Below are 24,880 nucleotides of genomic sequence, written 5' to 3'. Positions count from 1 at the left end.
TGCGCACATATATATAATATGGTGTAAGTGGGAGCTGGTCGTGACACGATAGAGCAAAAAAGCGATGTGGGGTGCGCCAATGCGCTGTGTACTTGGTTTGCTCCACATGGGAATCCAACGAAATGAGCCAAATCAAATAAACAAGCCCATCCTTCCTTTAGTTTTCTAACAAGGTTAAATCCAGTAATTAATCTTTACAAACATACATCATATTTCTACACCATTCTAGAAGGGTTTATTTGCAAAAAGCGGTAAAAGCATATCTTCACGACTTTCTTTTTTCACCTCGTCACACCCCATTTCACCCACCATCACTCATGTTTTACCAACTCCTGATTTCACCAAACGACAAAGCAACGTTATTCCCACGCCTCCTAATGTACAAACTAACGAGTTGTGCAACATTATCGTTTGCAGCGAATTATTAGGCTTATTGCCATGGTTTTCATAAGCGGGACACCTGTTCCATATAAGCTGGAACAACGTTCCATATCATCTGGAACATTGTTCCATGTCACATGGAACAACGTTACATATTATAGGTAACACGTCGTTTTACCTTAAAATGCAACGAAAGAAATGGGAAAATGCAACGCCAAGCCATAGAAAACAGGAAACACGTGATAAGGAATCGCAAACTTAGAATTTACGTCCAGAACACTCAAACCTAGTAGTAAAACATGCCTAAATGCCCTTAAAAGCCTCCCGCGCCATTGCAGACAACAGCGCAAATAACACTGTATCAACCCATTATAAACTATCGCGAAAATCGTTTAAATGCAAACCTATGTCGCGTTTGTGAATTAGACAGGCGCTCACAATGTTAAAAATCAGTGCAAAATATTTACAAATAAAGAAAAAAGCCTCACTAAACATTTCCCCTATACCACACATGTTGGCCGACAACGAAATGCACTTACAACTTATATGGCATGTTATGATGGGGAAGCTTCTTAATTATATGATTGTGTTGTGAAAACTAACGAGTACCAACTTGCTTATTACGCAACGCAACCAGGCAATAGGAAAGTTGGTGTTCATTCATTTTGTGCAACGTTATCACAGCCATCGCAGCAACGCATATCACTCCCCTCTCCCCTTGGAGAGGGGTTGGAGGTGAGGCCGGTAGTTGTTGGGGATGAGGCCTGTAGCTGTTGGGGGTGAGGCTGGCTGTTACTTCTATTTCACTACTTTCTTACCATCCACAACGTACACGCCCTTACCCAACACTTTGATATCGGTGCCGAGATATACGCCATCGAGGCTGTATATGCGGCCAGAGGTGGTACGATGGGCGGGCTGCGCAGTTGGAATATCGGTGATGGAGGACGTGGCGGGACGCTTAACCAGTAGCTCATCGAGGAAGAAACGACGTTGAGCGTTTCGCATACTGAGGCGTAACAGACCGCTACCCTTAACGGTGAGCGCGAAAGTTTGCCATGTGCGGTTGGGCAAAACGAACATGGTTTTGGATAGTTGTACCTTGGGATTCAAGCTCGCCACAGTCAAACGTCCATCCTCATTGCTCCATGCAGCAGCCTTAAAGCTAATGGTGCTGCCGTCTTCAACGTAAAACAAAGGGGTGCTTTCAACGATGCCGTACTTCGTACTCGTACCAATCAGGGCGCAACGACTGCCTGCCGACGTGGCCTCGGGCACCGAAAAGCGCCAACCTTGGTGGTCGGGCTTGAAGCCACTAGCACCTATAAACCCGCCCCAACGTTCGTCGTTGCCACCCTTGCCTAGGCAATTGTCGAACGATTCGTAAAAAAGCGTGTCGCCTTTCAAGTCTTTTGGCCGTAATTCGTCAATGCGGAAAGTGAACGAGGCATGGCCTTCGTTGTTGATTTTGATGCCCAACACCGACTTGTTCAACTTGTAACAACTGTCTAAATCGGAAGTAAACACGTTGGCAGCAGGCAGCGATGTGGCCGTAAGACTGTCGTTGCCAGCTTGCGGATAAGGTATGCTATCTTGTGCGTTCCATATCTTTCGTTGGCGATTATCGGCAGGAACAAGGGTGCAACGCTGATGCGTGGGTGTGGCATTTACGCGATTTGTCATCCAAGTCATTTGGTCGAAGTCTACGTGGAGCACCACAAAACCCTCGCCAGGCAAATGCGTATCCCAACCATTTCGCTGCCTATTCTCCAGCAGGTAATACTCATCGGGATTAGCGTCGTTGCGTATGATGAACGCCTCACCATGTTCGCTTAGCGGCTTCATGCCCGTGATGGTGGTGTCGCGCGTTAGTTCTTGGGGCGTTAACCAGCCTACAAACATCTTCTCGTAGCTTGTATAGCCCGCCGGAACATAGCCTTCGCCATTGTAATTACCTGCACTCATCAAGTCGTAAAAGCCCATACCAAGACTCTCTTTACCTGAGGTATCGTACATATCAGGTAGTCCTAGGCAATGGGTAAACTCGTGGCAAGCCGTTCCGAAACCGCCTAACTGGGTGGTATTGTAGTTCAACTCGTTGCTGCATGCGTAGGTATTAATCAGTATGTTGCCGTCAATACCCAACGCACGACCGTAATCGGAGTGTTGCAAAGCCCACTCGTGTGGCCAAATGGTGTTGCTACTACCTCCCGAAGCCTGACCATAACCGGCGTAGATTACCAGCACTTGGTCGACTACATTGTCGCCATCCCAGTCGTAATCGCGAAAGTTCACAGAGTCTTTAATGGCCATACAGGCCTCGGCCACCATCTGCCCAGCGCGCACATCGGTGCGCGAACCACGCAGATTAAGCGTGTCTTTGCCATAATAAGCCATGTCGTGACGTAGCTGAACAGGCCCTACGACATCGAAAGTGAGGTCGAACAGACCGTTGCTCTGGTCTTTAAAGTAGTCGTGGAGGCTCCCACAGTGTCCGTCCTTATAGGTAAAGCCCACCTCGTTGGCCATTCGCGAAAGCAGGGACTTGGTATGCGCAGGCTGAAAGCGTACATCGCTGAAGTTAACCAGCACGATAAGGCCCTTGCGTTTGCCTACGTGGCGGCGCGAGATGCCTACTGTGCGAGTGGCGGCGGCAGCTCGGCGCGCGTTGTTTTGTGCAATTCGGGTGGCCGTTTCTGCTCTTACGGCCTCAATATTGACGATGGGTGTAGCCACGCCATCATCGTCTACATTATAGCAAAGGCCACGGGCATCGCGCCAATAGTGCAGGTTTTCGTCGCCCACTTGTTCAAGGCGAATCTCTGTTCCATCGGCAAGCTTGGCCGTTCGCCATATCCCTGGCATGGTGGGAATGGCAAAAGTGATAAGCACGAAGGTTAGAAACGTAAGGAGAAGCAATTTAGCTCGCATATATTATATATGGTATGGATGTGTGTTGGGATGAAAGATAAAGTGGAAAAAGGTATCGCAAAACTAACCGCCAGCAAAGAGATGCAGCACAGGACGCATGAAAGGGGTTAGCTCGCAAGGGCGCGACGTGCCGTTGTATGCCTCGCGCGTCAAGGCCCACGAAATGAAAAGCCGACGCTTGGCACGTGTCATGGCGACGTAAAACTTGCGCGCATCTTCACTGGTTTGCCGTTCATCGGTACGCGTATAGAAGTTGGGGTAACGCCCATCTACGGCATCAAATATCAGCACATTATCAAACTCCAACCCCTTAGCCTTGTGAATGGTGGTTACGTAGATGCGTTCGGCGATAAAATCGCTACCGCAAAGGTCGGCCTCTTTCAAGGTGTTCAGCTCCATGATGTGGGCTTGCAGCTGCTGAACCAAGGCTTGTGCCTCGTCGCCAACAAGCATGTTGCCCTGCAAATAAGCCTCAACGTAGGCGATATTTGCCACAGGTTGGATGTGGTTTTCCTCAATAAGGAAGGTGTAGAAATCGTTCATCACCCGCACCAAGGCAGGCTTCTGGTCTTCGGTGGGCATGCGATAGAGTTGTGCATAGTGAGCATTGAAAAGCTCGGCATAACGTTGCCGAAACACAGCAGCACAATGTTGCACACGCTGACGAGCCAGAAATTGCTGCTGGGCAGGTATCATTTCAGCAGCCTTTTGTCTGCAATAGCCCACCAGACTCACCGTGGCTTGCACGTCTTCGTCGGCCAAATGCGAGTTTGTTCCTTCCAGATGCAACACCTCGAGTAGGGCTTTAAGCTTATATTGTTTAAGGCCTGGTTGGAGCAAACGAATGATTTTGAGCGAATCGAAGTATGTGGGATGGGTGGCATGCAAGTCTATCGAGGGGTAATAGCGTTGCAAATTAAATCGGAGTATGTTGTAATCGAAGTCGGCATTGTGAGCCAACAACACGCTATCGCCCACATATTGCATAAAATTTTGCAAGGCTTGGGCTGCGGGCAGACAGGTATTGCGCTGCAATTCGGCAACAATGGGGTTGGGAATATCGCCCAGCATGGCGGGAATGGGGCGTTCTGTCTTGATGAAAACATTGAAAGCAGAACCCTCTACCACACAACCTGCACGCATTTTTACGGCTGCAATCTGCACAATATCGTCTTCGAAGACGTTCAAACCTGTGGTTTCGGTGTCGAAAACCACAATCTCTTCGGTGTCGAAACTATGGGCAAACCGCTCGATATAGGTGGGCAGGTCGGCCGAAAGCAGGTCGGTTGGCAGCATGGCACAGCGCAAAAGGGATTGTACGAAGTTACGCGCAGCGGCGTTACCGTCAAATATGCGCAAGCCCTTTAACAGCCTAGCCCAAGCAATAAAGTTGTGGGCGTTGGCCAAGATGTTAAGGTGGGCAAAGAGTAATTTTACCTCGGGCGAGGCGAAGAGGTCTTGTCCCGACACCTTAAAATGACTTAAACCCTGCGCATGAAGTGCCCGACTAAGGTCGTCGGCATCGCGATTGGCGTTCACGATGATGGCGGTTGTTTCGTTGGGATTTTGTGTTTGCAGGTTTCCAGCCAGTTGGGCAACGTCCTTATACTCGGTATCCAACACGTTACTGCTCACCACTTGCAGCTCGTTTCCTATGCCCATGTCGCTGTTGTCAGCCTCGGGTAGCAGTCGTTCGTCGATATTGAGCATGGCCTTGGCATAAGTGTTGAACACGTTGAGCAGGTATTTGGGCGAACGATGGTTAACGGAAAGTTGGTGAACATTGGTTCCGCAACGCTGGCGAAGTTGATTAAGGGTGTCGAGTTTCGCTCCCATAAAGGAGAAAATGGCCTGTTGCTCGTCGCCAAGAAACATCACAGTGGGGTTTTCTTTGGCCGTTAGCGCGTCGACAATGGCCAGTTGCAAGGGGTTAAGGTCTTGCACTTCATCTACCTGCAACCAAGCGTATCGCCGATAAACACCCGCTACATCGGCCACGAGGGCATCGTAAGTAAGAAGCAGAAGGTCTTCAAAGTCTACCAGTTTGTTCTCTCGCTTATAGTCTTCGTATTGCTTGGCGAACTTCATTTTGCGCAAAAGAGCCATCACAAGACAAAGCACCGCATAGTCTATCTGTGCGCCCTGCACCATGGTTTCGTAAGTGGAGGCGTGCAGGTAGATGTCGGTCATGGCCTGCGGAGTGAAGTCTACATGGCTCAATTCGCACAACTTGCGCATGGCATGCACATCTTCGGCCGACAAGCAGTCAGCATGCAGGCGCAGGTTTTTAGGATGCGCGTGTGCGATTTGGTGCATCAGGTGCGACAGGAAGATAATTTCGAAGTAGTCGCGACGGCGTTTAAAGCTCTCGGCCACCTTCATTTCGTCTTCCTCGGTGTAGCGTACAAGGATGCTCAGGGCATCGTCGTCGTCGATAACCGACGTTTCGGCGGCAATCAATCCGTTGTCGTATAGAAAGCGCGAACAAAAGCGATGCACGTTACCCACATACACTTCGGCTGCGGCAACATCGTCGATGTTGGCCTTTATGCGTTCTACCATACCACGTGCAGCACGGTTTGTGAAGGTAAGACATAGCATATCGGCGTAGTTTACACCGCTTTTGCGAGCCAAGCGCACACGTTCGGTAAGTATTTGTGTCTTTCCACAGCCAGGCGGAGCCAACACAAGGTGAATGCCTTGTTGTAGATTTATCACCCGTTGTTGGCTTTCGTCGGGTTGCCAAGCTTGTTTGGTATTGGGCATATTGGTTGATGCGAGGGGCTAAAAGGGAGTTAGCGAGCGAAAGAAAGGGTGCCAAAGAAGGGTGGACAATGGAAGTCGGGCTTGGGCAAAGCAATGGGATTCCACGATAGGAAATGGGGCTTTTGCGTCTTATCGCCACACTTATAGAAGTTGGCACGCATCTCGTTGCCCTGCAATTCGAGGTTGGGGTGGTGCATAAAAAGACTTGTGGGAATGACCAAAGCCATTTGCCACTGGCATCGCCCTACCCTTTCGTCGAACGGTTGACGACCCAACGACGACCATCGGTCTACCTTTTGCAACACGTCTTCGGGCAAATGCTGTCGCCCTTCGCGACCAGGACCGAAACCAACGAGGAGCGTTCCCGCGCAATTACACTCAATATTATAATACGTGCCATCGTCGGCAGGACTGACAAAGAACTCGCAACACGAGTCTTCCCATACGCGTCCGTTATCTGCGGGAGCAACAGCGCGCACGCTGTCTTCCTCTACTTGATAGTTAAGCAGTATCTTATCGCCGGCATAAGCCATACGAAAAGCCACATTGGGCTTGCAAGGAAAGGCCTCCGCCCAATTGGCATTGGCAATGGGTTCGAAGCCTATTTCGGCCTTATCGAGCAGCGATGGCACGTTCTCGGCCTTCACATCGCCTACGGGAATGGATGTTACAATGTACTTTTTCATGCTTTATAATTTGGTGTTGGGGTGTGTTTGGCGATGGACGAACAGGGATACAGCCATGCGGTTGCATCCCTGTTGCACCTTAGCCACAATTATTTACTATTCTCGGCGATGAACTGTTGCATCTCCACTTCGTGCGAACAAACGCTGTTGAACAATGCCAATTGGTTTTTGGCACGGTCGAGATTGTGTTCGGGATACTTGATTTTGTAATACTCGTCACCATTAATATAATCGGTGAGGAAGCGTACACATTGCATAAAGGGGAAGAGTTTGGCCGCGAAAGGCAGGTTATCGCGCTCGATAGGTGTAAGGAATGCACCCGCCGAAGTTAAGTAACCCTTGGTGAAAGCCTTAAAGATAGCCATGTTGAAGCCCACGTTAGCGAGGTTGGGATCATCTTCGGCGGTGTAGTTTGCACCAGTGCGTAGGAAGTCGCCATAGTCTGAAAATACGAAGCTAGGCATCACCGTGTCGAGGTCGATTACACAAAGGATGTTGCCATCGGCATCAAACATCATGTTGTTTACCTTGGTATCGCAGTGGCAGATACGTTTAGGCAGCTTGCCTTCGCGGTAAAGCTGTTCGGCCTTACACATCTCTTCCATGTTGCGATTTAGTTCATCAACCATGTCTTGCACCACAGACAGTCGCTTAACGGGGTCTCTCTGCACGGCATCTTTCAGTTGTCGGGCGCGCAATTCCATGTTATGGAAGTCGGGAATGGTTTCTCCCAACTGCACGGGAATATCCACAAGGGCAGCCTCGAACTGTCCGAAGGCCAACCCTGCTGCGTGCGAATACTCTTCGTTTACCGTCTCGTAGGTGAAGGCATCAGGTATAAACAACATCATGCGCCAAAAAGTATCGTCGGCTTCGCGCCAATAGGTCTTGCCAGTTTCTGCCTTAATGAAGGTCAACACACGGCGATCGATGTCGGTTGCAGCCTGTTCTTCCAGTTTCTTCCGCAAGTGCGCGGTAACGGCTTCGATATTTCGTTGCAGCAGTTCCACATCTTTAAAGATGGCATTGTTGATGCGTTGCAATACGTAACAAGGAGCGTTCGGTTCGTTCATCGTCACCTTATAGGTGTCGTTAATCAGTCCGTTTCCCAGTGGTTTCACGCTCTTAACGGTGCCTTTCACGTCGAAATGCGACACCAGTTGGAGCAAATTCTTTTCTTCCATGATGATAATATGATCGTTTAGATTAGGTAAAATCCCCATTGGGTCTATTCTTTGGAGACGCGGCACAGGGTCTGGCGCATCGTCAGAATAAGTCCAACGGGGATTTAAATGGTATTGTCTATATGGTGAGGACGGGTGGTTAACGGGCAATTCGTTAGCCTTTCTCTTGTCAACTTGTTAACTAAGAACTGGTCAACTCGTTCATTCTTCTCTTGTCAACCTGTTCACTTGTCAACTCGTTAACCAAGAAATAACCAACTCGTTAACCCCTCTTCTTCCTCTACATCTCCTTGAACTTATACTCAACGAATGCTTCCATGGCCTCATAACAAGCCAAACCGAGCTTGTCGTAGAGTTCGGCAGTACCGCGGTTGCGGTCTTCCGAACGTTGCCAGAACAAGCGTTCGTCGTTGCCCAAGAAAGGTGCGCTCTCCATTTGTGACTGATGTTTGAGGATGGAATTACGCTTTGCGCGCAACTCTTCAGGACTCATGGGTACGCACATTTCGATGTTTTCGATTTCCCATTCTGCCCAAGCGCCACGATACATCCAAACGCGACAATCGTCAAGCCACTTCTCTCCGGCCTTCAACTCTTCGTCAATGGCGGCGAAAACAGCGTCGGTACACTTCTTGTGCGTACCATGTGGGTCGGCTAAGTCGCCTGCAACGTATATCTGATGCGGTTGAATGCCGTGGATGAACTCGCGAACCACCTTCACATCAGCCTCGCCCATGGGCAGCTTCTCAATCTTACCCGACTCGTAGAAGGGTAAATCGAGGAAGTGAACACGATCCAAGGGGATATCGTTATAGGTAGAAGCCGTGCGAGCCTCACCGCGACGAATAAGTCCTTTGATAGTAAGGATGTCGCGCGTATCGCCAATGCTGTCTTTCTTTTCTTTGAGAAAAGCCTTTATTTCACGATACTTATCCTTGATAACGGTATCAGCATCACCACCGAAAAGTTGGTTAAAGCCATTGATGAAGTGCATGAAACGGGTCACTTCTTCATCTCCTACGGCGATGTTACCCGACGTTTGATAAGCCACATGTACCTCATGACCTTGCTCAACCAATCTGCGCAGCGTTCCACCCATAGAGATTACGTCGTCGTCGGGGTGTGGCGAGAAGATGATCACACGCTTAGGATAAGGCGTAGCACGCTCGGGGCGATAGGTATCGTCGGCGTTAGGCTTGCCGCCAGGCCATCCTGTGATGGTGTGTTGCAGGTCGTTAAATATCTTGATATTGGCATTATAGGCAGAGCCATACAAGGCCAAGAGCTCGCTTAGACCATTTTCGTTATAGTCTTTGTTGGTAAGCTTGAGGATGGGTTTGCCCGTAAGCTGGCACAACCACACCAAAGCCGAACGCACAAGCTTGTCTGTCCATTGGCAAGAAGTTACCAACCAAGGGTGCACAATACGTGTAAGGCGCGACGCTGCGGGTAGGTCGATGACCACGTTAGCATCCTTATGCGTTTGCAAGAACGAAGCGGGCAGCGCGTCGGTAATCTTCTCTTCCACCGCCTTCTGTATGATGTCGGCCTTATCTTCACCCCAAGCAGTGAGGTAAATCTTACGTGCACCAAGGATAGTAGAAATACCCATGGTGATAGAACACGGAGGAACGGCCTCTTTAGAACCGAAACTCATCGTCATTTCTTCACGCGAAACGGCATCGATAAGTATCAAGCGCGAGCCCGAAGTAAGTCCGCTACCGGGTTCGTTAGTGGCAATATTGCCCATACGACCAACACCAAGCAACATCAAATCGATGCCACCCATGTCGATAATGCGCTGTTCGTATTGCTTACAACTGCTGTTCACCATCTCTTGCGGAACAGTTCCGTCGAGCGTAAAGACGTTCTCGGGAGCAATGTCTACATGGTTGAGGAAGCGTTCGCGCAACTGACTGATGCTGCTATGCGGGTTTCCTTCGTTGAGCGGGAAATATTCGTAGGCATTGAAAACAGCCACACGAGCGAAGCTCAGCCCATGTTCCTTATGGCGCTTGATAAGCTCTTCGAACACGGGCGTTAGCGAATTGCCCGTTCCAAGACCCAATACGCAAAGCTTACCTTGGTCGTTCTTAAACTTAATTTCTGCCTCGATGGCTCGTGCGATATGCTCTGCACCCTCTTCAATCTTAGGGAAGATGTCGGTGTTTATTTTCTCGCAGCGTGTTATTTCAGAGCGTTCGACGGCGGTTTTAGGGTTGTAATATTCTTCGGGAATTTTGTTCAGAACGATTTCCGAACTTAGATTAAGTCTCATATCGTTAAGCCCTTTCTATGTCTTTAAAATATTTGTAAGTTCCAACTTTCAGTTCGTCGGTGGCTGCTTCGTCGCAAACGATGATTGCATCTTCGTGCATTTGCAGCGCGCTAACAGTGCGCATCTGCGTAACGGGTCCTTCAACGGCGTCGCGCAAAGCACCAGCCTTACCGTGTCCGTTGATCAATACCATCACTTGGCGTGCGTCCATCACGGTGCCAACACCAACGGTGAGCGAGAAGCGAGGCACTTTCTCAAAGTCGTTATCGAAGAAACGCGAGTTAACCACACGGGTATCGTGGGTCAAGGGCATGCGTCTGGTGCGCGAAGTAAGCGACGAACCCGGTTCGTTGAAGGCCAAGTGGCCATCTACACCTACGCCACCGATAAACAAGTCGATACCTCCTGCGGCCTTAATGGCCTCTTCGTATTGACGGCATTCTGTTTCCCAGTCTTCTGCATTACCATTAAGGATGTGCACGTTTTCCTTAGGACAATCGATATGGTCGAACAAATTACGGTACATAAACGAGTGGTAGCTCTCGGGATGCTCAACGGGCAAGCCTACGTATTCGTCCATATTGAACGTAACGACGTTCTTAAACGATACCCTACCTTCCTTGCATGCCTTCACCAAAGCTTGGTACATGCCTATGGGAGTTCCGCCAGTGGGCAATCCCAACACAAAGGGGCGGTCCTTAGTGGGTGCTGCCTTGTTAATACTTTCAATGACGTGTTCAGCTGCCCAATTGGACAGTCCGTCATAATCTGCCTTTATTATTAATCGCATGGCTTTTTAAATATAAATTTGTTTGTAAGATTATGAACTGCAAATATACACAAAATAAGCCTAATAAGGGCAACTAAAATAGAGAAAATCTAAGTAAACCGTGTTTTTCCTCTTTCATGAGGATAGCCATGAGGATAATGGGTGGAAAGCAAGATGCCTGTTATTCATAGCGCCTTAACCCCAATCGGCCATTAACCAGTTATCTATCATTTTATTTTGATGATGCGTTCGAGACAACAAACAACTCATAATAGCTTTTGTACATGTGAGGGATGTGGCGCTAACTAATGCATAGCGGTAGACCTTTTTGTAGAGCAGGGCTAGGAGCAAAAGCGGTCTACCCTGTCATAACGAGGCGTTTAACCACACAATGCCCTAGGTGTTGGTCTTTTTCTGCTGGTTAGTTTGTATGGGGATGGTGTTTGGTTGTGGGTGTAATTTGACATATTGGAAGAGGAGATGTCACCAATACATTAGGCAGAATGATAGAACGACGAGGAGAGCGTTGCACCCATTCTTCATCTAGAAGTGTGTTCAACGGAAACAGACCAATACCTACGGCATTGTTTTCTCTCGGTGCAGCCTAGGCAGGGTAGGTCGCTTTCGCTCCCAACCCTGCCCTTCCAACGGACCAACCGCTACGCGGTAGTTGGTGTAATAGATGCCTGTTGCATCTGGGCCAGATGCTAAGTATATGGCGCTTAATACCGAATGAGCAGAATGTAGGCGTCATTATTATACCCCTGTCTTGTTCTAACCGAATGGTATCTTATCACAAATCGGCCTACTAGGTACAAAAACATAACGCATCGCTTTCATCCCTTTGGGCGAGCCACAATTACTTGGCTACGCTCGAAGGCTATGAAAACGATGCGTTGTAACATTTCTTATGGGTTCCGCCTCACGGCCATCCTCACGCACTCATCTTATATATACACGCGCGCGAGGCAAAATCTCATCCCGCATTTGCATACAAGCAGACGGATGAATGACGGTTTAAGCTACTGCCACGATGACTAGAACTGCTCCAAAATGGCAATTCGCTTCTCGGTGTCGGGGTGTGTACTAAATAGCCCTTCCACAAATCCCAGCACGCCAAGGTCCATCTCGTCGGGATGAACAATGAAGAGTTGGGCCACGTCACCACGGTCAACATGGTCTAGTCCGGGATTTCCTGATATCTTCTTCAACGCCGAAGCCAGCGCCAAAGGATTGCCGCAGAGTTCGGCCCCACCAGCATCGGCCATGTATTCGCGCTTTCGCGAGATGGCAAAACGCGTGAGCATGGTGAAGAAATAGGCCACAGCAGCACACACAATCACAGCAACCAGCACGACAAACATTATCGACAGGCCGTTGCGATCGTCCTTGCCTCTGCTGCGCGACCGTGTTCCGCCACTCCACATCACAGCATACAACGTTCGGGCAGCCAACATCATCACCGTACTTACAATGCCCACGAACACAATACTTGTGATAAGCAGGCGCGTATCGCGGTTGCGGATGTGGGTAAGTTCGTGCCCTATCACGCCCGCCAGTTCGTCGTCGTCAAGCAAATTGAGCATTCCCGTGGTTACCGTAACGGCGTATGTACGCTTGTTAATGCCGCTAGCGAAGGCGTTTAGCTGATCGTCGTCAACCACGTAGATAGCCGGCATGTCCATGTTACAGGTCATACAAAGGTTCTCTACGATGTTATACACCCGCGCATTTTCTTTTCGGGTGAGCGGGCGCGCACGAACCGCACGCTGTATCATGCTTGCATTGGCGAAATAGGCTATCGCGAACCAAATGCCTACAATACCCACCACCCACGGAAGAGCTTCAAGGAAATAGTAGTTAACGGTATTTACGTCTAGCTGACGATAAAATTCGCCATCAGCATCGTAATAGCCATTGCCAAAATAGTTGATCAAGGCGAGGCAAACCCACACCATGGCCAAGATGATAACAGGAAACAGCAGCAGCAACAACAAGCTGAGCATGTTGTTGCGGCTTATCTGCGTTTGCATTCCTACATACTTCATCTGTACGTCGGACTAAGCTAATTAGAACTTAACCTCGGGTGCGCGATCTAATTCGGCACGCTGGTCGTTGGGTATTTCAAACATCGGTTCTTTGTGGAAACCAAACATCTTGGCAAAGATTACCGATGGGAAGGTCTGCACTGCATTGTTAAGCTCGCGCGTAGCCGAGTTGAAGAAGCGGCGTACAGCAGCCAACTTGTTCTCGATATCGGCGAGTTCTTCTTGCAGATGCATGAAGTTGGCGTTGGCTTTCAGCTCAGGATAGGCCTCGAGCGACACTTTCAATCCCGACAAGGCACTAGTGAGCATGTTCTCGGCCTCAATCTTGTCGTTGATGGTTGTTGCGCCCATGGCAGCGGCGCGCGCTTCGGTTACACGCTGAAACACGTTTTTCTCGTGTTCGGCATATCCTTTCACTGCTCCTACAAGCTGTGGAACAAGATCGTGGCGCATCTTCAATTGCACATCAATATTGGCGAAAGCGTTCTCACGATTGTTGCGTAATTTCACCAAATTGTTATACAAAGCCACGCCCCAAATCAAGAGCAAGACCGCTACTACAATGATAATGATTGCTGTTACACTCATTGGATTATTAGTTTTAACGTTTAAAGGTGCGTACCGACAGATGCCCATTGGCATACGCCACGCTCCCAGATGTAAATTCACTCTCGGTAAGTCGCCTCGCCCTGCGTTGCCTTTTACCAGCCCGTAGTTCGGCTTGGGTCTGCGGTATGCAAAGGGAGTGCGAACATTACGTTTTGCAAAGATAGCGTAAAAACGAGATAATGCAAAACAAATGGAAATAAAAATAACCTACCCTTAAGACCTCTTCAAAGAGAGAGAAATCTCCCTCTGCTCCCTCACCTATTAGCCCGCCCACGGCCGGATGTTGTGCATAGCAATGCCCAATATTACATATACCGAGGCGTTTGCTTATCTCTACCGATGCATTTACACACCCCTTGCACTATGGTTTATCAACCTACGTGCTGGTACATCTATCTTGGAATGCTGTTCCACATCATCTGGAACCTTGTTCCATCATAAATGGAATAGGGTTCCATCTTATATGGAACACTGTTACACCTTAGCGATAACATGGCAGGTACTGAAAAAGCATACTACAAGGGCTTATTTCACGTTCTCCAAATTCAGGTCTTGCAGGTTTTAAACATTAAGCATTGAATGGCTGAACCACCGTTCGCATCGACCATGAAGACATGCCGACAATTAATCGTTTAGCAAATGTGATATGACATACAAGGGCATTACTACTGAACACAACAGCCAACAGCCCATTCGTTAACACCCATATTGCCTACTAACGGTTGCAAAGCATGCGTGCCGTTGCTTTCAACGGGGCGTGTACCTAATATTTTCTAAATGGAGGGAAAAATTGAAAGGGAGCAACTTACGTCACTCCCTTTACAAGGCATTTCAGTTTTCTATGAAGTAGATTATTGCGGTCTTCGATTCAAATGTTTTGGAAATCGGTCGTATTCATTAAACTGATGCAAAGTTACACATTTATTAAATATGATGCAAATGTTTCTAAAAGAAAATAAAACATTTTACTTAAATACTTCGCGTATTATTATTTTGCTCTGTAATTTATGCTTTATAACACAAAATAAAGGTGTTTCGGTTATGCCTTTATTGCTTAATGCGTGTTTACGAATGCAGCTTTAATGCTGTGTTTTGAGAGAAAAAGGACGGCGGGAGAATGCTCTCGTATGCAAAAATATGTTTAAGAACACACGGGTTGGTTAGTCCACTCATGCCTCTCTTTGATAAGTTTAGTGATAATATTTCAACTTGCAAGTCAAAGCGAGTTCTGGATAAGAAACAATCATCATGCCAACCGCTACGAGGTAGTTGGCACGACATCCCTAACCTTTAAATAGGCGCTCGTGAGTTGCTTGCTGTCTCGAACAAGCCGAACAGAAAGCTATTATGCTAACCACTACACAGTGGTGAGCACAATATCCCAAACCGATGTAAGAATACCACCTTTACATATTAAAAAACGAAAACAAGGCCATACCCAAGTCTCGTAAGAGAGACGTTGGTATGGCCTTGTTAAAGGTTATGGATGGTTCGGCATCAGCCAAAACCGTTGGTTACTTGTACGAACCCTTACCAGTAGAGAAGTTCAAGTAACAGCGTTGACCTGCTGTTACAGTGATTTTTTCTGGGTCGTTTCCGTCGCCACGATAAACAATGCTACCAGCTTTGTTCACGATAAACTCACTCTTCCACCATTCGAAGTCCTTAAGTTTTACGCACATGCGAACCTCATTCGTAGCAACGAAAGCGGGCGAAACAAACTCACCAGTGGCCGTTGTGGGCGCAGTGAACATGTTTTCTTTCTTGCAATCCCAGTTGCCTATTGTAGGACCTTGTAGGTAAACTTCAGGTTTTTCGAAGCTAACGGTACGCTTTTCGCCATTATTTGTAACGACAATGAGATACCAGCCAGCCTTGCCAACCTTGATATTACCTCCTTCATCACTGGGACTTGCCGACGCATGATCAGTAACCGTGGCGTTACCTGCGCCAAAATCATCTCCCCATTTAGGCTTTGGAGCGAATTTAAACTGCTCATCAGCCTTGAAATAAGCTACCATCCAGAAGGTGGGTACACCCTTACCTTGCTTTCCTATAGTGCCTTTCACTGGCGTAAGCGGCTTCCAGCTCTTTTCATTATTACCCCATCCGTATTCACTACCTGTGAGATAGCATTCGGTAATTTTGGGTGGCAACTTCACATACTTAGGAATAACAGTGAATTCTACCACATTAGAGTGCAGCGAAGCTACATTTGGCAATGTCGCTTTTACGCGCACATATACCTTCTGCGTGGCTGGTAATTGTTCGGGCTTTTCCCAATGCCCCACTTGCACAACGGCCAGAGCCAAGTCGTCGTTGGTAATCGTGGCCCTGTTTAGGGGGAAGATGGTGGGGATCTCTGCATAGTCGGCCACGACTTTACCCTCGAGGTCGGCCTCTTCATCAGCTAGCGATGCGGTGAATTTGCCGGTGTTAGACACTTCAAGGGTGTAGTTCACCTTGGCAAAATAGCCAAAGTCGGGCTTTTCCCATGCGAGATTAAATTGGGCTGCATTGTTCAAATCCACTTGCGAGGATGCAAATGAAGGCGTTTCCATCTTAAACTCTGTCGGCACTTTGATAGTGGGGTTGTCGTCTCTATCGTCCGAACAGGCTGCCATCACAAAGATACCGCCCAGCAGCATCAAGGATGTTTTTATGATTTTGTTCATGTTTGTCTGAATTAATGGTTTAATATCCAGGGTTCTGCTTCAAGTTCGGGTTAACGGAGAGGTCGGAAGCAGGCAAGGGGAAGATGTTGCGACGTACATCGAAGCTACGCCCGTTGGGCGCTCCACCCTTCCACGACCACATATAAGTGTTGTCTCCACCAAAGTATCCATAACGTATAAGGTCGGTGCGACGTTGGCCTTCGAAGTAGAATTCACGGCTACGCTCGTCGAGAATTTGACGCAATGTGAAGCTCCGGAATGCAGGAGCACCCGACCGATCACGTAACTCATTAAGGTAAGCAGTACCTTGTGTCGTGGTGGTTCCGCCATTAAGACGTGCCGTTGCCTCAGCGTATGCGAGGTAAGACTCGGCTACACGGAAGAAGAAGAAGTCGGTATCGGCATGGCCAGTGTCTGTTACAGGCGATCCGTCGCTCTTTATACCCGTGAATTTCACTACCGAATAACCCTTCTTAAAATCCTTAACGGCATCGTTTGTGGGAATTTCCAACGTACGATCTACGGCAAAGAACAGGGCGCGCTTATCGCCAGCAGCAGCCAGAATGGCGTCGGTGGTTCCCGTCGGGGGTGTTCCAGGGAAGAACTTCTGCACCAATTCGCGACGTGCACGGTTTCCTGCCCATACTCCACTTATGCCATGATCGGGCATATCGCCATTGTACGTAGAGGCAATGAGGAACGTGGTGTTACCAAAAGCCGCCGTTTTGTTCCCCTGTTGCAGCAGTGGCAGCACCGCTTCTATTGATGCACCGCTCTCGCCATTATCGCCCATAAAGAGCATTTGGTAAGCAGAATATTTGGCGGTACCTGCAGTAAAGAGCTTATAATCTGACTTTATAACCTTCTCGGCATACTCGGCGGCTTTCTGCCACTGTGCAGTGCCGCTGTAAACCTCTGCATTGAGGTAAAGGCGAGTTAGCAACATCCAAACCGCAGCCTTGTCGGCGCGTCCGTAACCAGCATCGGTAGACTTCTTGGCTTTTGGTTCGGCCAAGAGCGGTTCAATCTCTAACAGTTCCTTTTCGAGCCATGCATACACCTCGGCTTGAGTTCTTTGCACAGGCTTTTCGGTGCTAACCGTGAGCGGCAGAGCTATGTTTCCAAAGGCGTCCATGGCCAAATAGAACTGCAATGCGCGCAAGAAACGCACCTCGGCCGTACGCGTTGCATCTACGTCTGATGCCACATCCAAATAGTGGTTGCACACAGATATGCCAGCATAAAGGCGGTTATAGTAGATGGCAAGGAAGGCATTGCTGGCTCCTTGCTCGTTGGTGTTCATCGTAGCCACACCAGGGTCGGTCCACGAACAGATGGCTTCGTCGGTAGTTAGTTCGTTGGCGTTGAAGTATTGGCGCACCAATCCCGTTGTTCCTGCATCGTCGGCAGTAACGATAGACTTGCCGGGGCCTTCCAAACCCTCGATAGCCAAGTTGGCGTAGCATTGGTTAAACAGGGCTACGGGGTCCAGTTCCGTTCTCTTGTTAGGGTCGATCGGCGTTACGTCGAGATCTCCAATACACGAAGAAAGCCCAACGGTGAGCAGCATTGCAGCTGCTGGAAGGATATTTTTGATATATCGTTTCATTGTAATTTCTCTTTTGGGGGTTGTTAGAAATTCAAACTCAAACCTAGGATAAAGGAGGTAGGACGTGGATAGAGTTCGTAGTCGAGACCGCTGAACACTTCAGGATCCAGTCCTTTATACTTGGTAATGGTGAACACATTGGATGCAGTGGCGTAGACACGACCACTGAGTCCATGCCAAGATCCCATTTGAAGAAGCTTGTCGAAGCTGTAACCCAAGGTAATATTGTCACAACGCAAGAACGAAGCGTTACGTACAAAGTAGTCGCTTTGTGTCCAATCGTTGGTTTGCCAGTTCAAGTCGAGGGCCGACTTAAGGCGTTGCTCCAAGTAACCACTTGGTGCCCATAGCTGGCTCATATTGCTTCGGCTAGACTCAACATCGTTATAAACGTAGTTGCCGATGCTTGCGCGGAACGACATACCCAAGTCCCAATTCTTATATTCAAGGCGCGAAGAGAGACCCATCGTTACAGGTGGAGCTGCTTGCTTGTAGAAATAACGGTCGTCATCGTTAATAATACCATCTTGATTGCGGTCAACAACAGCGCCTTCAATGGCTTTACCATTAGCGTCGTAAGCTTGTTGGTACACCCAGAAAGCAGTGGCAGCGCGGTCTACGGCGTAAGCCAAAACTTTTCTACCTGTACCACTATGTATCGAGGCACCTGTTTCTATTGGTCGCGAATTTGCACCAACCAGTTGGGTAATACGGTTCTGGTTGAAGGTTACGTTGTAGTCAAGCGTCCAATACCAGTCTTTAGCCTGGATGGCTTTCCAACTTAGCGTAGCCTCGACACCCGTGTTGCGCAATGCACCGATGTTGGTATTCACACGGTTATCAAAGTTCGTACCTGCTGCTGCGGGTGCAAAGTTGAGCAAGTCGGTGGTCTTACGGTAGTACCAATCGATGCTTCCGCTAAGCCTTTGGTTAAGTACGCCCCAGTCTAAGCCCACGTTAAAGGTGGTGGTTGTTTCCCAAGTGAGATTCTTATCGTAAGCCTGCGGCATAGCTAGCCTACCATCTTCGAGTATGGGATAGTAGGATTGTGTACCCGTATTGATGTTGTAGATGGCGAAATAGTTATAGTCGCCAATGCCTTCTTGCTGTCCAGTCATACCCCAACCCAATCTAAGCTTCAAGTCAGAGAGAGCGTTTACGTCTTTCAAGAAACCCTCTTCCTTAGCCTTCCATGCGAAAGCGAACGATGGGAACCAAGCCCAGTGTTTCTTAAAGCGAGAAGAACCGTCGTCACGAACTGTTGCCGTAAAGAAGTAACGGTTAAGCAACGTGTAGTTGGCACGGCCGAAGAACGACACCAAATAGTTCTCCGTGCGCGAGTGATAAGGAGCGTGCAGGGTTTCTTGGCCTGCTTTCGTCTTATGTTTAGCGCCATAGTAGCCTACATAGTCACTTGTTTCGTTGCGCCAGAAGTGCTGCCACTCGTAACCAGCCATGATGTCGAAGTGGTGTTTTTCATTAAAATCTTTGAAATACTGTGCGTACATGCTGAGCGAAAGATTACGTTTCAGCTTGTTGGCTGCACCATAGCTACCATAATAGAATGCTTCGGGCGCAGTGCGCGGTACACGTTTGTTCTGTGTTCCCTCAGAAATGTCGGCACCGAGAGTAAGGTGCAGGCGCAGGTCTTCAAAGCCATGTACTTTATAATCAATGTCTGCGCTACCCACGAACGAGCGACTGTAAGCCCTTTCGTAATGCAAAGCCAATGCCCCAACAGGGTTAGCGGGAGCCAAGTTGTTGTTGGCGAAATTGTAATCAGTGTCATCTAGGAAGCCACCTGGCGAACGCCACTGGAAATAACCAGCGAAGTTCTTGCTCTGGGGGCTAGCGTTATCGTAAATGTTTTGCGTGGGGTCGAAGCGCAAAGCATCGCTAATGGCTGCGTAGTTGGGATAATTCGTCTCGGCAAACATACCCTTGGCGTTGAGATTCATCGTCAGGTGGTCGTCGAAAAGCGAAGGGTTGAGGTTCAAAGCTGCCGTAACACGCTTGAAGTCGGAGGTCTTAAGGATACCTTGTTGTCCCGTATAACCCACCGAAACACGGTAAGGCAAGTTCTTAACAGCCCCTTGTACGGCCACATTGTGGTCGTGGCTCACAGATGTGCGATAAATTTCTTTCTGCCAATCGGTGTTAGCCGTGCCCAATGCATTTGCTGCATCGCTACCTGCACCATATTTCTTCGTAATGAAATCGCGGTATTCGTCACCGTTCATCAGTTTGAGCGAGTTGCTCTTAACACCAACGGTTACGCTACCATTGTAGCTCACTTGGGGAGCCATACCCTTGCGACCCTTCTTCGTGGTGATGATAATAACACCGTTAGAACCACGCGAACCATAGATGGCCGTTGCCGAAGCGTCTTTCAAAACGTTGAAAGATTCGATATCTTGGGGGTTAACCATCGCCAAGGGGTTAGACAAACCCTGCACGCCATTTTGATCCATGGCGATTCCGTCGATAACGATAAGGGGATTGTTAGAGGCGTTTAGCGACGAGCCACCACGTATACGGATGCTCGAACCTGCACCGGGTGCACCGCCATCAGACGTAATGTTCACACCAGCTACTTTACCCGAAAGCATGTCTTGGGGGTTAACCACAAGACCCTTATTCTTCGTATCGGGCTTTAAGGCTGCAACCGACCCCGTGAGGTCGCTCTTCTTTACCACGCCATAGCCAATCACCACCACTTCGTTTAGCGACTTGGCGGCATCGTCTTTCAATACTATGACCATATTGGCCGTGGCTGGAGCCTTTGTGTCTGAATACCCAATGTACGACACCGTTACCTCGGCGCCCGCATTAGCGTTGATGCTAAAGTTACCATCGATGTCAGTAACCACTCCGCCTTCTTGTCCGGCGACACGCACCGTAGCACCCGTTATGGGTTCTCCGGTTGCATCTTTCACATGACCCTTTACCACTATCTGCTGGGCAAAGGCACTGACAGAGAGGATAAGCCCACACACTAGCATGGCAATCCTTTGAGGCATCGCATTAATTAGCTGCTTCATCATTCTCAGTTTTAAAAGTTTAAGTTATGCATTGTTTAAATTATAATCGTCTGCTGATATTATATATAATGTACGCGCGCGCGTAAGAGGGCAAGCCTTATCCCTTTTGGGCGTCATCCCCTACTGTTTATAGGGATGGCCATCACCGTTCGTGGGTACATCAAATAACTCAGTTTTTGTCTCTTTTCGTCTAGGTTTGTTGGACCCAAGGTTTTTAGTGGACACACAACATCTGTTTTGCAAAAGTAGCTTTCTTTATGTTAGCTTGTGCTTTTTTCGCACTAAAAGCACAAAATGTTTAATGCAAACGTTTGCATTATTAAAGGTAAAATGACGGGAAAGATGTGAGAAAGGGGGAAAGAGAGGAAAGGGAAAAGGGTGAAAAGATGGCTAACGCCCATTGCGCATTTGACTTACCTCCTTAACCTGGATACTAGTTGACGTACTTACAAGCCTGTCCGTCACCCTGCAACAATACATTTGGCTTAACTCCTTTACTCCTTATTACTTACTACCTTTACTCCCCACTTACTCCTTTACTCCTTACCACTTACTCCCTTACTCCCTTACTCCTTTCCACCTACTCCCTTACTCCTTCCCACTTACTCCTTTACTCCTTATTCCTTTTACTCCTTTATAAAAATAATTATTCCGTGCAAAAGCAATGAAATACAGAATAAATTCATATCTTTGCAAGGTCTACCTCAACATAAGACCATCACAATAGTACTTCACACACAAAATGACGCGCGCTTTTTAGCGGCAAGAGAGAATTTGAATATGGGAGAAATAGCGTCTATCACGATGAAGGATATCGCAAGGGAGTTGAACGTCTCGGTTGCGACAGTATCACGCGCGTTGAAAAACAGTCCGCGCATCAGCCGCCAACAACGCGAACGCATACAAGCATACGCCAACGAACACAACTTCTCGCCGAACCTCATCGCCGAAAGTTTGCGCAACAGCAGGGTGCGCCCGATGAAAATTATCGGTGTAATCGTACCCGAACTAACGCACTTTTACTTCTCATCGGTGCTTGCGGGCATCGAAGAAGCAGCCGAAAGAAAGGGCTATCGCATCATGGTGGCCCACAGTAACGAACAACACGAACGCGAAGTAAATATCTGCAAGTCGTTCTTCGAAAACAAAGTGTGTGGCATTATCGTGTCGCAGGCAAAAGACACCACACAATGGGGACACTTTCAGAACCTCATTGACAGGGGCGTACCTTTGGTTTTCTACGACAGGGTATGCACGGGCGTAAACGCCAGCCGTGTGGTTGTAGACGATTATGCGGGCGCTTACGCCGCTGTTAGCCACCTGGTGGAAACAGGTTGTAGGCGGGTGGCCTGCTTCAACTCGTCGATGAAACTCGAAATATCCAAGAACCGCTACAACGGCTATTGCGATGCGCTGCTCAAACATGGCATCAAGGTAGACCCTTCGTTGGTGTTTCAGTGCGACAACCGCAACGATGCCGAACGCATTACACCCGAAGTGCTAGACAGGAACGACCGACCCGATGCCTTCTTTGCCGTTAATGACGATACCGCCATAGGCATTCTCTACTCGGCCAAGCGCAAGGGCTTCAGCATTCCCGAAGACATCAGCGTGTGCGGATTTACCAACGGACAGCGCGCCGTGGCCTGCGACCCGGCCCTTACCACCGTAGACCAACATGGTTTTAAGGTGGGCGAAGAGGCTGCCGATATCTTAATACGCCACGTTGAGGGAAAAATCGAGAAAGGGAAAGTAGAACGAAGGTTGGTACGTACTCGGCTCGTGGTAAGACAATCCACACGCCCCGTGGCCACATCGGTAACCGAACAACTGGCACGAACCCTGCCAAAGGATACCGACACACGCCATAACGACGGCAAAAGCCTAGCCGAGCCATCGCTAGCCAGTGTTGGCAAACCGCAGCAAACGGCCTAATCGCCACCGCGCCCTTCAAGTCGAACTGCGCAAAGTATAGATCATACCCCAATAATCAACGCAAGGCAATAGCACCAAAGAAAACTAACGCTAGATAACGAATACATCTAAATATGAACACTGAACTAAAAAAGAAACCCGATTTAGGCTTTTGGAAACTCTGGAACCTTAGTTTCGGATTTTTCGGCGTACAGATAGCCTACGCCCTACAAAGTGCCAACATCTCGCGAATATTCGCCACACTAGGCGCCGACCCACACAACCTGAGCTACTTTTGGATACTTCCGCCACTGATGGGCATACTTGTTCAACCCATCGTAGGTACGCTCAGCGACAAGACTTGGACACGTTTCGGCCGTCGCATACCTTATCTTTTTGTGGGTGCAACAATAGCGGTACTGGTGATGTGCCTGTTGCCCAATGCCGGTTCGTTTGGTATGAAGGCCAGTATGGCCATGATTTTCGGCCTAATGGCATTGATGTTCCTCGACACGAGCATCAATATGGCCATGCAGCCCTTTAAGATGCTGGTGGGCGACATGGTAAATGAGAAACAAAAGGCTCTGGCCTACTCCATTCAAAGCTTTCTCTGCAATGCTGGTTCGGTAGTGGGCTTTATCTTCCCCTTCTTCTTTACCTTCATTGGCATTAGCAACATAGCCGCCGAAGGCGTTGTTCCCGACTCGGTGATATGGTCGTTCTACGTGGGTGCAGCCATACTTATACTCTGCGTTATCTACACCACGGTGAAGGTTAAGGAATGGAATCCGAAAGAATATGCCGAATACAACCAACTGGAAAAGCCACTCGACAAGGAGAAAACCAACGTTTTCACCTTGCTGCGCCATGCTCCGAAGACATTCTGGACCGTTGGACTTGTGCAATTCTTTTGCTGGGCGGCCTTCATGTACATGTGGACCTACACCACAGGTTCGATTGCCGACACCGTTTGGGGCGTCGACATGCAATTGCATTCGGCCACTAGCACGCCCGAATATCAAGAAGCGGGCAACTGGGTGGGCATACTTTTCGCCGTTCAGGCCATTGGTAGCGTGCTGTGGGCAGTGGTATTACCCAACATCCGCAACCGCAAAACGGCCTACGGCCTCTCACTCTTGTTGGGTGGCATAGGTTTTATGCTCGTGCCCTTCGTTACGGATAAATATCTCATGTTTGTGCCCTTTATCCTCATTGGCTGTGCATGGGCCGCCACTTTGGCCATGCCTTTCACTTTCGTAACCAACGCTTTGGAGGGAAAAGGACACATGGGCGCATACCTAGGTCTATTCAATGGCACCATCTGCGTGCCTCAAATCATCGCAGCAGCCTTAGGTGGCACATTGCTGCACCTATTAGGCAGCGTGCAAAGCCACATGATGATGGCCGCAGGCGTAATGCTCGTCATCGGCACATTCTGCGTTGCAATTATCAGCGACAAGGAGAAATAAAGGCGACAAAGCAAGGCGCTAACAGCAACGTAAAAGCTAAACAAGCGCAAAAGGGATAAACACAAGCCCTCGCTTTGCACGTCTGCAACATAATAAACTCATAACGGGGATGTTCCACTTGGAGCCTCCCCGTTTTCATTCTTACCTCAGAACCGCTTTTCAAACATTCGCCCTGGTTACCCATCAGGCAAGCCCTAGAACCACGTTTGCTAACCCCCAAAAGCACAATTGACGACACAATGTAGTGTACTAAATAAGTTGACACTTTACCTCAAACAAAAAAAAGTAAAAAAACATGGTAAAGTACAATGAAACGGAGAAAATTCTGTTATTAAGTAAGTACATCACGAGCGGTATGGATGCCCGCAGCTTTGCGTTAAGTTGCGGTGTGCCCTATACCACATTCCTCAATTTTTGTCGGGAGTATGGCAATCCCGACTTGTCCTCAATACAGGAGCTGATGAAGAAAGAGAATATTCCCACCACAGTGGAGGAGCTTCAGGCCTTGCTTGCCAAAGAG

Annotated in this window: 13 protein-coding genes and 1 pseudogene; 3 read left to right on the top strand and 11 right to left on the bottom strand. The window is 48.6% G+C overall.

What is annotated here, in order from left to right; all coding sequences use genetic code 11:
• Positions 1–1,179: 1,179 nt before the first annotated feature.
• The 11 genes from F453_RS0108405 to F453_RS0108355 form a co-directional block, all read right to left on the bottom strand.
• Entirely contained in the window at positions 1,180–3,312 is a 2,133-nt protein-coding gene (locus F453_RS0108405; RefSeq protein WP_018967620.1) for a M6 family metalloprotease domain-containing protein, read from the bottom strand.
• 63 nt (positions 3,313–3,375) lie between these two features.
• The gene (locus F453_RS0108400; protein ID WP_018967619.1) at positions 3,376–6,078 is read right to left on the bottom strand and encodes a 3'-5' exonuclease; all 2,703 of its coding nucleotides are present in this window, start codon (positions 6,076–6,078) and stop codon (positions 3,376–3,378) included.
• A gap of 29 nt (positions 6,079–6,107) precedes the next feature.
• A complete protein-coding gene (locus F453_RS0108395) occupies positions 6,108–6,764 on the bottom strand; it encodes a carbohydrate-binding family 9-like protein (protein WP_018967618.1) in 657 nt (218 codons plus the stop codon).
• A gap of 89 nt (positions 6,765–6,853) precedes the next feature.
• Positions 6,854–7,948, bottom strand: coding sequence for a phosphotransferase enzyme family protein (locus tag F453_RS0108390; RefSeq protein WP_018967617.1), 1,095 nt, complete (start codon positions 7,946–7,948; stop codon positions 6,854–6,856).
• Positions 7,949–8,228: 280 nt separating this feature from the next.
• Positions 8,229–10,226 carry a glucosamine-6-phosphate deaminase gene (locus F453_RS0108385; RefSeq protein WP_018967616.1) on the bottom strand — a complete coding sequence of 666 codons (1,998 nt, stop codon included), beginning with the start codon at positions 10,224–10,226 and terminating at the stop codon, positions 8,229–8,231.
• Positions 10,227–10,230: 4 nt separating this feature from the next.
• Positions 10,231–11,016, bottom strand: coding sequence for a glucosamine-6-phosphate deaminase (nagB, locus tag F453_RS0108380; protein ID WP_009237396.1), 786 nt, complete (start codon positions 11,014–11,016; stop codon positions 10,231–10,233).
• A 1,016-nt stretch (positions 11,017–12,032) separates the two neighbouring features.
• Positions 12,033–13,043 (bottom strand): M48 family metallopeptidase, encoded by a 1,011-nt coding sequence (locus F453_RS0108375; RefSeq protein ID WP_018967615.1) that lies wholly within the window; start codon positions 13,041–13,043, stop codon positions 12,033–12,035.
• 21 nt (positions 13,044–13,064) lie between these two features.
• Complete coding sequence (locus F453_RS0108370; RefSeq protein ID WP_009237399.1) at positions 13,065–13,631, bottom strand: LemA family protein; 567 nt, start codon at positions 13,629–13,631, stop codon at positions 13,065–13,067.
• A gap of 1,535 nt (positions 13,632–15,166) precedes the next feature.
• Positions 15,167–16,327 (bottom strand): SusF/SusE family carbohydrate-binding protein, encoded by a 1,161-nt coding sequence (locus F453_RS0108365; RefSeq protein WP_018967614.1) that lies wholly within the window; start codon positions 16,325–16,327, stop codon positions 15,167–15,169.
• 19 nt (positions 16,328–16,346) lie between these two features.
• Positions 16,347–17,936 carry a RagB/SusD family nutrient uptake outer membrane protein gene (locus F453_RS0108360; protein ID WP_018967613.1) on the bottom strand — a complete coding sequence of 530 codons (1,590 nt, stop codon included), beginning with the start codon at positions 17,934–17,936 and terminating at the stop codon, positions 16,347–16,349.
• Between the two features lie 23 nt (positions 17,937–17,959).
• Positions 17,960–20,980: a SusC/RagA family TonB-linked outer membrane protein gene (locus F453_RS0108355; RefSeq protein WP_018967612.1), complete on the bottom strand. Its 3,021-nt coding sequence runs from the start codon at positions 20,978–20,980 to the stop codon at positions 17,960–17,962.
• A 777-nt stretch (positions 20,981–21,757) separates the two neighbouring features.
• Here F453_RS0108355 and F453_RS0108350 point away from each other — a divergent pair.
• From F453_RS0108350 to F453_RS0108340, 3 genes and pseudogenes are all read left to right on the top strand, one after another.
• Positions 21,758–22,912: a LacI family DNA-binding transcriptional regulator gene (locus tag F453_RS0108350; RefSeq protein ID WP_025789983.1), complete on the top strand. Its 1,155-nt coding sequence runs from the start codon at positions 21,758–21,760 to the stop codon at positions 22,910–22,912.
• Positions 22,913–23,025: 113 nt separating this feature from the next.
• On the top strand, positions 23,026–24,360 hold the full coding sequence (locus F453_RS0108345) for an MFS transporter (protein WP_009237404.1): 1,335 nt from the start codon (positions 23,026–23,028) through the stop codon (positions 24,358–24,360).
• A 295-nt stretch (positions 24,361–24,655) separates the two neighbouring features.
• Positions 24,656–24,880 (top strand): annotated as a pseudogene (locus F453_RS0108340) (transposase); the annotation flags it as partial.

It is taken from the genome of Hoylesella loescheii DSM 19665 = JCM 12249 = ATCC 15930 (assembly GCF_000378085.1).
Lineage (GTDB): Bacteria > Bacteroidota > Bacteroidia > Bacteroidales > Bacteroidaceae > Prevotella > Prevotella loescheii.
Note: the sequence above shows the minus strand (reverse complement) of the source record. Positions and strands in the feature narration are given on the sequence as shown.

Excerpts from the sequence above, each read along its gene's own strand:
- F453_RS0108405 (WP_018967620.1), bottom strand. The coding sequence starts at position 3,312 with ATGCGAGCTAAATTGCTTCTCCTTACGTTTCTAACCTTCGTGCTTATC.
- F453_RS0108400 (WP_018967619.1), bottom strand. The coding sequence starts at position 6,078 with ATGCCCAATACCAAACAAGCTTGGCAACCCGACGAAAGCCAACAACGG.
- F453_RS0108395 (WP_018967618.1), bottom strand. The coding sequence starts at position 6,764 with ATGAAAAAGTACATTGTAACATCCATTCCCGTAGGCGATGTGAAGGCC.
- F453_RS0108390 (WP_018967617.1), bottom strand. The coding sequence starts at position 7,948 with ATGGAAGAAAAGAATTTGCTCCAACTGGTGTCGCATTTCGACGTGAAA.
- F453_RS0108385 (WP_018967616.1), bottom strand. The coding sequence starts at position 10,226 with ATGAGACTTAATCTAAGTTCGGAAATCGTTCTGAACAAAATTCCCGAA.
- nagB (WP_009237396.1), bottom strand. The coding sequence starts at position 11,016 with ATGCGATTAATAATAAAGGCAGATTATGACGGACTGTCCAATTGGGCA.
- F453_RS0108375 (WP_018967615.1), bottom strand. The coding sequence starts at position 13,043 with ATGAAGTATGTAGGAATGCAAACGCAGATAAGCCGCAACAACATGCTC.
- F453_RS0108370 (WP_009237399.1), bottom strand. The coding sequence starts at position 13,631 with ATGAGTGTAACAGCAATCATTATCATTGTAGTAGCGGTCTTGCTCTTG.
- F453_RS0108365 (WP_018967614.1), bottom strand. The coding sequence starts at position 16,327 with ATGAACAAAATCATAAAAACATCCTTGATGCTGCTGGGCGGTATCTTT.
- F453_RS0108360 (WP_018967613.1), bottom strand. The coding sequence starts at position 17,936 with ATGAAACGATATATCAAAAATATCCTTCCAGCAGCTGCAATGCTGCTC.
- F453_RS0108355 (WP_018967612.1), bottom strand. The coding sequence starts at position 20,980 with ATGATGAAGCAGCTAATTAATGCGATGCCTCAAAGGATTGCCATGCTA.
- F453_RS0108350 (WP_025789983.1), top strand. The coding sequence starts at position 21,758 with ATGGGAGAAATAGCGTCTATCACGATGAAGGATATCGCAAGGGAGTTG.
- F453_RS0108345 (WP_009237404.1), top strand. The coding sequence starts at position 23,026 with ATGAACACTGAACTAAAAAAGAAACCCGATTTAGGCTTTTGGAAACTC.